Here is a 12,752-nt window from a genome sequence, read left to right on the forward strand (position 1 = left end):
GGGAAGTGAAAAAACGAGCTTTTTTGTACAAAACCAATAATTACACTTGAGTTAATCAAATATTAAATTTGGGTAAAATTAATTTTTTTGAAAAAATATTCGGCTTGCATCACTTTTTTTAAGATATATTTTTATATTTGCCCTTAGAATCAGTCAATTAATTTTTATTGACCTAACACACAAACATAAATACCTTTTACAAATGAAAACTTATTTTTTCAATTCGAAGTCACTTGTCCGACGCTATTCTCCTTTGGCGATTGCAGCTTTTATGATGTTTTCTTGTCAGAATGAATCTGAAATGATTACAGAACAAGTCATCGAACACGCTGCTATCAATCGTTCTGACTTAGATAGTCATATTTGGAAAACTGTTAAGAAAGATGGTTCTTTTGATTGGAACAAACAGTCAGAGCAAATTATTTGGAATGCTCTTTCTATGTCAGACGGCGTTTTGTCAGTAGGTTTTAAACCTAAAGGGCAAGATAAAGATATTCGTACCATTATTGACAAGATAAATATTAATGAAGGTGAGTGGAATGATGCAAAAAACTATGTTTTGGATATGATTTTCGAATCAGAACGCAAACTCAATCCAGATATAAAGCGTGAAGAATTGATTGCCTTTGAAGAAAATACTCTTCCTGTTTTAGATGTAGTTATTAAAAACCCAAATACATTAGCGATGCTTCGCAACTCGGATTTTGTGCGTTATGCAGAACCGATGGGATATGAGCCAAATGTAAGTAGAGCTAACCAACTCAACAAAGAACTTTCTAGTAGTGGATGTGATGGAAGCAATCCAGAGAATGGATTAATTAATGGAGTAGATTATACTAATTTATCTCCAAATGCAAAAGGTTCTTGGAATCACAATTTTCATAATATATCACAAGCGTGGAATACAGCTTCTGGAAGTGGCATAACAGCCATGATTATTGACACAGGAGTAAGTTTTGGGCAAAATAATTATGGAAGTGGGTTTAACCAAGGGCTTTCGCAAGGCAGAAGTATAGAAAAATTAGTAACACTTCCAAGAGATACATTTTGGGGTATTCCTATTGGTAGTCCAGAAACTCCAGATGATGGATGTGGACACGGAACAGCAATGACGGGTGCTTTGGGTGCGCCTCGTGGTACAGATGGAAATGCAGCAGGAATTGCTTACAATGCAAATTTGGTTTCAGTTCGTGCAGCAGAAGATGTAGTGATTGAAGGTTCAAGAGAATCAAAAGGCGTTTCAGATGCGTATGTAATTGCTGGTAATCGTTCAGATATTCGTGTTACAAGTATGTCTTTAGGACGAGTTACAAGTAGTTCTCAAATCGCTGATGCTATTCGTTATGCTTATAACAGAGGTGTTTTGATGTTCTGTGCAGCAGGAACTTCATTTGGCTGGTCTTCGGGTTGGTTTGGTGTTATTTTCCCTGCAACAATGAACGAAACAGTAGCTGTAACAGGTGTAAAAGACAATATGCAGCGTTGTGGTAATTGCCACGACGGCTCAAAAGTTGATTTTGTAGTAGTAATGGAAAAGGCTTCGAATGGTCGTAATCCACTTACTTTAGCGATGTCTGGAGATGTTCCTGCAACAGTAGGAGGTTCGTCGGTAGCCACAGCACAGACTGCTGGAATGGCAACGTTGGTTTGGTCGGCAAACCCAAATCTTTCAAGAAATCAAGTGTTGAATAAACTTAAAGTTTCGGCAAGTTATTACCCAAGTCGTAATTCAAACTTTGGTTGGGGAAAAATTGACTTAGCAAAGGCTTTAACAGCTTCGTCTAACTAAGATTTAGTGAAATTTATATATAGAAAACTCCTTTGAAATCTTCTTGATTTTGAAGGAGTTTTTTATTTTTCATCATCTAAAGACTCAATGATGGCTTTTATTTGTGAGTTTGAGATAGTATCTGTTTCAGATTTATCATATATAGAAAGAAGTGTAATCAATATATCTACTTCGTCTTCTTCTATTTCTTCTAAATAGGTAATAATACGAAACCCTCCACTTTTGCCTTTTCCTTTACTTTTGCAAGCAAGTCTAATTTTGTAAGCATTTTCTAGGATTTGAGTTCCTAACTTGGGATTATCTTTTAATTCTTGCGCCAACTCTGCAAGTTCAGATTTTAGTGAGGCATATTTCTTCAAAAACTTCTTAGCTTCTCTCTTAAAGTTTTCACTAATTACAACTTCATTAGGCATAGTTTAAAATTCGTTTAAGAAATCATCTAAAGATTGGAGTTTTTTATCTTCTTGACGAGCAGTTTTTACTTCTGCAACAGCGTCTTTTATTCCTTGCAAAACTTCTAGTTTTTTACGCAATTTTTGTATTTCTTCTTCCATCAAATTCCATTCGGCTATCGGAATTTGTACAGCTATTTTATTTCCTTCTGTATCAACTAAATAAGTCGTGTTCATAAATTATAATTTTAAAGTTCTTCTAACTTAACGCAAAAAACTTATCTAAGTTTACTCTTCCTTATTCTTCAATTTGAGCAAACTCATTATGGTTTGAAGGTTAGTAGATGATTGTGCGTTTTCTATTTACAATAACGAATATCAAAAGGAATAATTTCGAACTGTGTGCCATTCCATTTTAACGTTGTTCTTTCCATAAATTTTCCTCCACCTTTTCTAGTTTTATTTAACTCTCTCTCTTCTGCTGATGAAATAGGATTTAATTTTCCATTCGGCAAATCAAAGTAAGGATAACGATTGGGGTAAAAAGGTCTAGTGTTAAAACTAAGTTCTTTTTTTTGTTTGTCATAAGCAGGTAATATCCAATAAATTCTACTGTATTTTGCAAAACTCCTTGAAGATTTCCCTGCAATACAATCCTTACAACGCACTATTTTTCCCTTCTTTATTTCAAAACCTTGAACAACTACAAACCAACTATCCATTCCTCCTCCAATATAATCATACACTACTACATACAAAGGGTTTCCTTCTCTTTCAACTTTGAAAATTGTAATAGGTAAAGCCCAAAAATTTTCTTCGCTTGTTTCTAACTCTCCTTTTTCGTTTTGATATTCATGTTCAAATTTGAAAGTAGATATGTCTTCTGTAATAATAACATCTTCTGAAAAGCGATAAACTCCATAAGCTATTGCAGACCGATTGTTCCAACCTTGATTATAACTAAACGTATAAATACGAAAATTTCCATCATCAGAAATAATAATCCCTTCTTTTTCAACATAACGGGGTAAACCATATTTAAAGCCATTTGGCTCTTTCAAGGCTTGTTTTAATAGTTTACTTATCATTCCAATAGAATCAGCACGCTTATCATCAATCATAATTGGATAAACATCCAAATAAGAGAGCAACTTGGTTTCAAGTTCTTTAAGTTTTGCAGACGGTTCAATTTCACTTTTGAAATTATTTTTTGAAATATCTTTATAGTGAGCAGGAAAATAGCGACCAAAATCTATTTTTGAAGTGTCTATAATCATTCGTACAGCAGCTCTTCCTACTACTGAATCTTTTTGGTAATTACGTGATAGAAAAGCTATCGTTTTAAACTTTGGGTTATTATTTACTCTACTCAAATCATATAATCCATAAAACAAAGCTGTTATGTCATTCATAGAATCAGGTAATTTGCAATTTGCTAATTCTACATGAATTTGTGATAAACTATCCTTTTCTGTAACTGTATAAGCTGTTGAGTTGTAAATTTTCTCTAATACATCTGTTGCTCTTTCTTGCATGTCTTTACTTTCTATTTCAGAAAGCCATTTTTGGACAGGCTGTGGTTTATCTTTACATGAAAATAGACAAACAGAAAATAAAAATAAGATAGTTATTCTTTTCATCTACTCCTTCAACTTCAAATAAATTGTTTTTCCTTTTTGAATTGCTCCTCCTGGGTTGAGAGATTGTGAGACAATTCTCCCTTTGCCTTCAAAGGCGACTTGCATTCCTAAGTTTTCCAATAAATACAGCGCATCACGCAAACGCATTCCACGCACATCTGGAATCAGACTTGCAGCAGCTTGATTGTCTATCCACATAACTGTATCAGTAGCTACTTTGGTTTTTACCCATTGTTGAGCTGTTTGGTTCTGCGTTTTGATGCCTAACTGCGAACATACCAAATCCAAATCTGGACGGTAGCCAGCACGAATAAATGGCAAACGCATGTGCAAACTATCCATTGCTGTCGCTTCAACCTCTGAAAGAGGTTTGTGCAAATAACGTTGATATACCACATCTGAAACTTGACGAAAAACAGGAGCAGCTACTTCGGCTGCATAACGCTTGTCTGTTTTTGGGTCATCAATCACAACGATACAAGAATATTTTGGATTATCGGCAGGGAAATATCCAGCAAAGGAAGTGTAGTGGTCTTCGGTATATTCTCCGTTTCTAACTTTTTCGGCTGTTCCTGTTTTTCCTGCAATCTGATAGGTTTTTGTATTAATTTTTTTAGCTGTTCCATTTTCTACTGCACCACGCAACATCGTTTGTAAAATCTTGACTGTTTTGTCTGAAATAATTTCTTTTTTTGTTGTTGTATTTTCAAAACTTTTCAAGACTTTTCCTGCTTGGCGAGTCTGACTGACAATAATTGGCTGAACAGTTACGCCATTGTTTGCAATCGCATTGTAAAAAGATAATGTTTGCAGAGGAGAGAGTTTTAGCTCATATCCAATAGACATCCAAGGCAGTGTACTTCCACTCCACGAAGAATCGGAAGGGGATTTTAGATAAGGTTGTGCTTCTCCAGCCATCTGAAAACCTAAAGGACGATTAAGACCAAATTTTTTGAGATAATCCACATATTTTTGCTCGTCTTTACGAAAATATTTCCATACCAAAAGTGACATGCCTACATTGGAAGATTTTTCAAAAACCTCTTGTACACTTAGTTTTCCTAGTGCAGAAACATCACGCATAATGGCATCATCATAATATTTATGAACGCCGTCACCTGTTTGTACGCTATCTTTCAATGAAATAGGAATGTCCTCATTTTCAAAAAGAGCAGCCATAGACATAAGCTTAAATGTCGACCCAGGTTCGGCAAGTCCCATATCTCCAACAGCATAATTATTGTTTTCTACATACGAACCGTTAGAGTTAATTCCTAAATTGACAAGAGCTTTTATTTTTCCAGTCTCTACTTCCATTAAAATAATAGAGCCATATTCAGCTTTGTATTGGCGAAGCGCATTTTGCAGAATCTGATGAACTGTATCTTGTAAGTTTATATCAATCGTTGTTTGAATATCAATCCCCGGTTTGGGTCTGACTTGCGACATGTCATCAACTGGTTTCCAAAAACCACCTGCAATGAGTTCATAAAGAGCTTCTCCTGCAACGCCTTGTAACTCACTATTGAAACTATATTCCAATCCTCTACCATTCAAAGATTGTGTAGAATCTTCGTCGGTTACAAAACCTATAGTACGTCTTGCAAGGTCATTGAAAGGCAGAAAACGTTTGTCTGTTTGCTCATAAATTACACCTCCCTTATTTCTTCCTTCTCTAAAAATGGGAAATTGGGAGAGTTTTTTATATTCTTCGTGGCTAATAAGTTCTCGGCTTAGAATATGATATTTTTTGTCGTTTTTTCGGTCTTCTCTTAAAAGATTGACATAATAGCTTGGTTCGTGTTCTTTAAAGAAATCAGATAAAAGTATTCCTAAAGAATCTATCCCACTTTCAAAAACAGCACTATCAGCCACAGTAGGGTCAATTGCCACACGATAAAAAGGCAAAGAAGTAGCCAAAAGGCTTCCATCATCTGCCAAAATACTTCCTCTAGTGGGTTGTACGTCTCGCATCTCTACGCCCCTAGCTTTGCTACTCCATTTTTCGCCCTCCACTATCTGAATGCTCATCATTTTATAGACAATCACTAAAGCAATAAGTGAGACGACTAAAAAAGCAATTCTGACACGAGCGAGTATATATCTTCTTATTCCTGTTTTTGCCATTTTTTCAGTTATCAGTAAACAGTTATCAGTTACCAGTAAAATTTATAATTGGCTACACCGAGCTATCGTTTAGCCTTGTTTGAATAAATATTTTATCACTTACTATTTTCTTCAATTCTGATAAGTGGTTTTTCTCTTTCTTTCAAGCCCAAACGCTGTGCTTTTTTTGCTACTACTTGTCTTCTACTATCATAGACATAACGAGTTTGTAGGGCGTGATAATCAATTTGTAGTTCTTCTACTTCTTGGCGCAGACGAGTAACTTCCCTTACTACTCTTTCTGTATAATGACGATTTGCAATGTAGATGATTCCAAAGAAAGAAACATACAAGACATAAGGCATTATACGAAACAAAAAATCTTGGTCGATAGTAAAATCCCATTCAGCTAAGTTTCGCCAAAAACCTCGTTTTGTAGGAATTTTGATTTCCTGTTCTTCTTCTACGTGCTTAAATGTATTTTGAATTTTTGACATATTTTTTTCAGTTACCAGTAAACAGTTATTAGTTACCAGTAGAATCTATAAATAGTTGATTTTAATATCAGTAGCTGAAACGATTTTAAGACATATAATTTCCAAGTGAAATTAAACTGCCTACTCATTACTGTTAAGTGAACTTTCGCCACAGCCTTCAAACATCTGATTGTCGTATAAGAAAAAAGCGTGATACTTATAATCTTTGTCTGACATTCCATCCGAACAAGCACATTCATAGCCATTCTTTACTACTAATTGAGCTGGTTTTCCATACTCATCTTCTAAGAAATAAGTATAATGAGATTCTATCAATCTGCCTTCGGCTGCTTTTGGCTCTACATAACTAAAAGTTATAGAATCTAATCCAAATTTAGAAAATAAAATTCCACTCTTACGAATTTCTGCATTCCAAAACGGTTCTGTACCGAAGGCTTTAAAAACTACTTCGTCTGTACTTACTTTTATAGTTTGTTTTTCAATGATTTTAGTTTCTGTTTTTTCTACTTCTGTATTTGTAGAGACAGAATCATCTGTACTTGCATGACTTTTTGAAGGTGCATCACAAGCAAAGCAAAATAATACTATAAATATAAGAATAATATATTTCATAATTTTTTATGGTTTGTAAAATTCAATTAAGGACTAAAGCCATCATTAAGGGTAAAATTAAAAGCCTAAAGCCTCTTGAAACTCTGCTACTCTTCGGTCTTTTTCTTCATTTCTAATATCTGCCATCTTTTGCTCAATTTCTAGTTCTAATTTAGCTTCTTCTTCCAAAGCATTGCTCAAAACGCTTAGAGCTTGATATGTATCTTTACGAGTTTGGACATTTGAATTAGTTTTGGATTGATAGGTCAGATATTCAATCCCTTTTTTCTGAACTTCTTTAGGCTGATTGATAAGATATTGTGTAAAGTGATTTAGAAAGTAACTCATTTCTGTACCCGAAATTCGGTCTAAATTCTTGACATACCAATCATATTTTCCTTCTACACCAATAAGCGAATAATATTCTCCCAATCCATAAACAACATGACGCTCTTCGATGCTTTCCAAAGGCTCTACTTTTGAAAGTGCATTTGCTCCATAGGCATTCATCAGAGAATACATAGTATTGCTAATTACAAAGTAAGAAGAGTCTTTTAATGTTTCTTCCCAAAGTTCTGGAAAAGCTCCGTATTGAGAAATAACATCAATGGCTGAAGCACGTGTAAGGTTGTCCTTATCATTTTTTGCCATGTCTTTCAGAAGTTTGACAAGCTCTGTCAGTTTTTGAGTTACTTCATCAGACGTCGGATTTTCAATATTTTCAAGGTTATATTCTCCTAGTGAGCGAATGGCTTGTGTTCTGTATGCTCCAAAATCATTGTTTTTTGCTACCTCCATTAATAAATTAAATGTTGTGTCATTGCCCACAGAAGCTGCTAAATTATATAACGCTTTCCTTTTTGGAATATAATTATCGTAATATTTTGCTTGCAAACGCCATTCTGCTGCCGATTTTTCATCCTGACTTATTTGAGCTAAGAGATAACCTGTTGGGTCAAAAACAACGAGTTCTGGATTTGATTCTGTTTTAAATTCAAAACTTTGTTCAGTTTTTTCCAAAATGAATTTGTGTCTTGTAGATTTTCCATTTTCCCAAATATCAATTTCTAAAGGTAAGAGATAGGTAGGTGAGTAGCGTAAATCTTGAGTTTGGGTAATGGTTAGTTTAAGTGTCCCGTCTTGATAATCTTGTAAAATAGTTAATTCTGGATGTCCTGCTTCCAAAAACCATTGATTGAAAAACCATTTTAAATCTCTTCCTGTAACTTCTTCTGCAATAAGTCTAAAGTTATCAAGTTCAACAGACTTAAACGCATTTGCTTTGACATATTTTTGAAGAGTAACCTTAAAGGCTTCATCTCCAATCTCTTGGCGCAACATATTCAAAATAACTGAACCTTTTGAATATGAATGAGAATCAAACATATCGTTTTCGCTTGTGTAGAAATAACGAATGATAGGCTCTCTCTTTGCCTGCGATTCTCTAAAATAACTTGTTTTATCATTGGCAAGGCTTTGGTCGGCTTCTTTTTTTCCTTTGCTGTGTTCTAACCAAAGATACTCTCCGTAGTTAGCAAAAGATTCGTTCATGGCTAAGTTTGCCCACGATTCGGCTGTCATAAGATCACCAAACCACTGATGAAAAAGCTCATGTGAAATAATTCCTTCCCAGTTGTGGTCTTCAATAGAACGTTTATCTACTAAAAGTCCTTCCATAAAAACAGAAGCACTCGTATTTTCCATTGCTCCAGACGTATAATCACGGACAATCACTTGAGCGTATTTGCTCCAAGGATATTTGTAATCTAAATAATTAGAATAAAACTCTAGCATTTCAGGCGTTTTGCCAAAAACATCTTTTGCATACGGAGCATGCCATTTTTCAGTATAATAATATAGAGGAATATCCTTCCATTTGTCTTCAACAACAGCAAACTCTCCTACTGCAACCATTGTAAGATATGGCGAGTGAGGTTTTTCCATTTTCCAATAATCAGTACGAGTTCCATCTCCATTTTTTTGAGAAGAAACTAACCTTCCATTAGAAAGTGTTTGTAAGGAATCAGCTATTGTGATATAAACTTCTTGTGTACCTCTAAAATTAGGAGCATCAAAGGTAGGAAACCACATAGCATTGTTTGAAGTCTCGCCTTGTGTCCAAATTTGTCTTGGTTTTCCTTTGGTTTTGCCTTCTGGATTGATAAAAAAGAAGCCTTCTTCTTCAATGTTTGAAAGAACGCTGTTTGTCCAAATAGCCTCGTTGGGTTTGGCAATGTAGCTTATCTCTATCGTAATTTTTTCTTCTTTTGTGTATTCTCTATCCAAACGAACAGTTAATAAAGTTCCATCATAATCCCATCGTAGAGGTTTTGTAGTCTCGTTTTTTGAACTTCCAGCCAAAAGTTTGATAGATTCGATAGCCAATCCTTTTGCATCTAAATCAATTTTATTTTGAGAATAAAAATAAGGCTGAACAGTTAGGGTTGCTGTTGAGTAAATCCATTGATTTTCCCAGTCTGGTGTGATATTTAATTTTGTATGAATTAAATCAAATATCTTGGTTTGGGTAGCATGATATTCTCCTTTTTTGGGTTTCCACAGAGGTTCTGGAAGGTCTTTTTTAAACTGATTTTCAGATTCTTCTATTGGTACAAGAAATTCATTGTTTGTATGAGTAGAATCTTGTGTATTGTTATTTGTAGCCTGTTGTGAAGATTTACAAGAAATAAAAAGTGAAGACGAAATGAAAAATAGAACTGCAAAAAATAGAGACAGTGAAGAAAAATGTAGCGATTTATTCATACTAAAAAAGAAGTTTTGTGAAGTTTTCTACAACTTACAAAAAAACTCAATTTTTACGAATAAAAAAAGTGTGAAATTTGAGTTTGTTGTGTTTAAATATTCCTTTTGTGCTAAAAATAGATGATATGAATACGTGTCTCTGTGATGCCATAGAATAAAATGGATCATTTTTTATCAACTAAAGACTGTATTTAATAACTTTGCAGGTTAAAAAAAATATTGTAAGTAAGGCGATATAAGAAAAAAATACATTAAAATTTGTTTGTAAGAATAAATGTAGTATTTTTGCATAAATAAAGATTTTTTCTTTTAAAAAAAGCAAAAAACATAGTGTTGTTTTTTCGCTATACTAAACATAATTGCTTAATTGTAAGCAGTTTAACTTACTAAATTAAAATATATTTCAAAATGAAATTAGTTAAAGATTTCTCTAGAATTGCATTAGTAGCTGCATTAGCTTGTACATTTGTCTTCACTTCTTGTAAGAAAGACGAAGAAGAAACTGATTGTGGAGCATTGGCAAGTAAAGTACAAACAACAAGTCAAGCGTACGCATCAGATCCTTCTAATGTTGAGAAGTGTAATGCTTACAAGGCTGCTCTACAAGCTTATATTTCAGGTTGTGGTGAAGGTACTGACCTTGCTTCATTCGAAACTGCACTTGAGTTTTTGACTTGTGACTAATCATAATTCTTATGAATTATAAAAAAACACTCTGTATTATTTTTACAGAGTGTTTTTTTATGCTCTATGAAAGTTTATTCTTAAACATCTCATAGCCAATTTCTCTAATGAGCTGAAAAGTATTATCTTCCTTCCAAATGCCAATACTTGGATGAGGAACTCCATTGAAAGTAGAAGTTTTGACCATCGTGTAATGAATCATATCATCAAAGATAATTTTGTCATTAATTTTTAATTCCTTTTCAAAAGCATAGTCTCCCATTCCAATAAAATCTCCAGCTAGGCAGGTAGAACCTCCAAAACGATACACATGTTTTCCTTCACTCTTCGAACTTGGTGAAGCATCTTCTGCCTCCCAAATTTTTGGTTTGTATGGCATTTCTAAGCAGTCTGGCATGTGTGCTGTAAAAGAAACATCTAAAATAGCTACGTCAATTCCTCTGCTATCAATAATGTCTTGCACAGAAGAAACTAAGTATCCTGTTTGCCAACCGACAGCTTCCCCTGGTTCTAAGATAATTTGAACATTATATTTGTCTTTAATTCTGTTCAAAAGTTTTACTAAAAGCTCTACATCATAATCTTTTCTTGTAATGTGATGCCCTCCACCCATATTGAGCCATTTACATTGATGCAAAAGGTGTCCAAACTTTTCCTCTACATGTATCAGTGTACGTTCTAGCGTGTCCGAACCTTGTTCGCAAAGCGTATGAAAATGCAAGCCTTCAATTCCCTCTGGCAAGTTTTCTCCTAGTTTATCAAATGTAAGTCCGAAACGAGAACCTGGCACACAAGGATTGTACAAGTCTGTTTCCACCTCTGAGTACTCTGGATTGATACGCAAACCTGCCGATATTTTTTTACCCGTTTTAGCTTCGTTTTGAACTAACTTATCCTTAAAACGCTCATACTGAGAAAGTGAATTGAAGGTAATATGATTGACATAGGTCATCAATTCATCAAATTCTTTTTCTGTGTAGGCTGGTGCGTAGGCGTGAACTTCTTCCCCAAATTCTTCAAAAGCCAAACGAGCCTCATAAAGTGAACTTGCCGTACAGCCGTGTAAATATTGACGTACCAAAGGAAAAGTACTGAACATTGAAAAACCTTTTAAGGCACAAATAATATGCACTCCTGTGCGTTTCTGAACGCTATCTAAAATTTCTAAGTTTCGGCGAAGGAGTCGCTCTTCCAAAACAAAACAAGGCGAAGGAATTTGAGAAATATCTATCATTAGAAAAAAATGTTGATGATGTATTAATTTGTAAAGATAATTTTATTTGAGGAAGTTTTGATACAATTTGTTTAGGATTTAGGGTAAAGTGTTATCAAATGTTAATAATTAGAAACAACAAAACTTTGTTTTGGAATGAACGTTCTAAAAAAATCAATAAAGGAACAATTGTTCCAAAATGAAATTTTTCAATTCAATTTATTCTTAAATCTTATTCAAATGTCAAATTTAGCAGGAAAAATCGCAGTCGTAACAGGTGGAAATAGTGGAATCGGTTATGCTACTGCCGAAGAATTTGTAGCGCAAGGCGCAACAGTTATTATTACAGGGAGAAACAAAGACCGTATAAAAGAAGCCTCTGAAAAGCTAGGTACAACAGGTATTGTGGCTGACCAATCAAAACTTTCAGATATTGACTATTTGGTAGAAACAGTGAAAAATCAGTTTGGGAAAGTAGATGTGCTTTTCATTAATGCAGGTATTTTTCTTCCTACACCACTCGGACATATTTCAGAAGAGGCTTATACTTCTATGATGGATATTAATTTCAAAGGAGCTGTATTTACACTACAAAAATTCTTACCTATTTTGAATAAAAATGCTTCTGTAATTAATCTTTCTTCAGTAAACGCTTATACTGGAATGCCTAGTACAGCCATTTATGCAGCATCAAAGGCTGCACTCAACTCTTTCACAAGAACGGCTGCGAGCGAACTTGCACCACAAAAAATCCGTGTAAATGCTGTAAACCCAGGGCCTGTAAGTACACCTATTTTTGGAAAAACAGGAATGTCGGAAGAAGATTTGAATGGCTTTGCAGGAGCGATGCAGCAACGTATTCCACTCAAGCAATTTGGTTCTCCAGAAGCCATTGCCAAACTGGTTAGTTTCTTAGCTTCTGATGATGCTTGGTTTATTACAGGCGCAGAATACAATATTGATGGAGGTATCAATGTAAATCCTATTTTAGCAAATCAAAACTAAATTTTAGGTAACTTGCAGGATATTTTGATGCACTCCAAACAATGTTTTGGGGTGCATCGTTGTTTTATTAGA

11 protein-coding genes are annotated in these 12,752 nt (G+C 34.5%); 3 read left to right on the plus strand and 8 right to left on the minus strand.

The genetic code is table 11. The features are described from left to right. Positions 1 to 202: 202 nt before the first annotated feature. Positions 203 to 1,789, plus strand: a complete 1,587-nt coding sequence (locus QZ659_RS02620; RefSeq protein WP_291721441.1) for a S8 family peptidase — start codon at positions 203 to 205, stop codon at positions 1,787 to 1,789. Between the two features lie 62 nt (positions 1,790 to 1,851). Here QZ659_RS02620 and QZ659_RS02625 read toward each other — a convergent pair whose 3' ends face one another. The 7 genes from QZ659_RS02625 to QZ659_RS02655 all read right to left on the minus strand — a co-directional run bounded on the left by QZ659_RS02625 (position 1,852) and on the right by QZ659_RS02655 (position 9,778). Next, positions 1,852 to 2,202, minus strand: a complete 351-nt coding sequence (locus QZ659_RS02625) for a hypothetical protein (protein WP_291721443.1) — start codon at positions 2,200 to 2,202, stop codon at positions 1,852 to 1,854. A 3-nt stretch (positions 2,203 to 2,205) separates the two neighbouring features. Then, positions 2,206 to 2,418 carry a hypothetical protein gene (locus tag QZ659_RS02630; protein WP_291721445.1) on the minus strand — a complete coding sequence of 71 codons (213 nt, stop codon included), beginning with the start codon at positions 2,416 to 2,418 and terminating at the stop codon, positions 2,206 to 2,208. Between the two features lie 122 nt (positions 2,419 to 2,540). Then, complete coding sequence (locus tag QZ659_RS02635) at positions 2,541 to 3,821, minus strand: hypothetical protein (RefSeq protein WP_291721447.1); 1,281 nt, start codon at positions 3,819 to 3,821, stop codon at positions 2,541 to 2,543. Further along, positions 3,822 to 5,948, minus strand: coding sequence for a penicillin-binding protein (locus QZ659_RS02640; protein WP_291721449.1), 2,127 nt, complete (start codon positions 5,946 to 5,948; stop codon positions 3,822 to 3,824). It abuts the gene before it with no gap. A 95-nt stretch (positions 5,949 to 6,043) separates the two neighbouring features. After that, on the minus strand, positions 6,044 to 6,424 hold the full coding sequence (locus tag QZ659_RS02645; protein ID WP_291721451.1) for an FtsL-like putative cell division protein: 381 nt from the start codon (positions 6,422 to 6,424) through the stop codon (positions 6,044 to 6,046). A gap of 120 nt (positions 6,425 to 6,544) precedes the next feature. Further along, on the minus strand, positions 6,545 to 7,036 hold the full coding sequence (locus QZ659_RS02650) for a COG3650 family protein (protein WP_291721453.1): 492 nt from the start codon (positions 7,034 to 7,036) through the stop codon (positions 6,545 to 6,547). A gap of 57 nt (positions 7,037 to 7,093) precedes the next feature. Then, positions 7,094 to 9,778: a M1 family metallopeptidase gene (locus QZ659_RS02655; protein ID WP_291721456.1), complete on the minus strand. Its 2,685-nt coding sequence runs from the start codon at positions 9,776 to 9,778 to the stop codon at positions 7,094 to 7,096. 408 nt (positions 9,779 to 10,186) lie between these two features. Here QZ659_RS02655 and QZ659_RS02660 point away from each other — a divergent pair, with 408 nt between their 5' ends. Next, positions 10,187 to 10,462 (plus strand): hypothetical protein, encoded by a 276-nt coding sequence (locus QZ659_RS02660; RefSeq protein WP_291721458.1) that lies wholly within the window; start codon positions 10,187 to 10,189, stop codon positions 10,460 to 10,462. A 64-nt stretch (positions 10,463 to 10,526) separates the two neighbouring features. Here the strand turns inward: QZ659_RS02660 and nspC are convergent, their stop codons facing one another. After that, positions 10,527 to 11,696 carry a carboxynorspermidine decarboxylase gene (nspC, locus tag QZ659_RS02665; RefSeq protein ID WP_291721460.1) on the minus strand — a complete coding sequence of 390 codons (1,170 nt, stop codon included), beginning with the start codon at positions 11,694 to 11,696 and terminating at the stop codon, positions 10,527 to 10,529. Between the two features lie 219 nt (positions 11,697 to 11,915). Here nspC and QZ659_RS02670 point away from each other — a divergent pair, with 219 nt between their 5' ends. Beyond that, positions 11,916 to 12,680, plus strand: coding sequence for a glucose 1-dehydrogenase (locus QZ659_RS02670; RefSeq protein ID WP_291721462.1), 765 nt, complete (start codon positions 11,916 to 11,918; stop codon positions 12,678 to 12,680). Positions 12,681 to 12,752 lie beyond the last annotated feature (72 nt).

Source organism: Bernardetia sp. (assembly GCF_020630935.1).
Taxonomy (GTDB): Bacteria; Bacteroidota; Bacteroidia; order Cytophagales; family Bernardetiaceae; genus Bernardetia.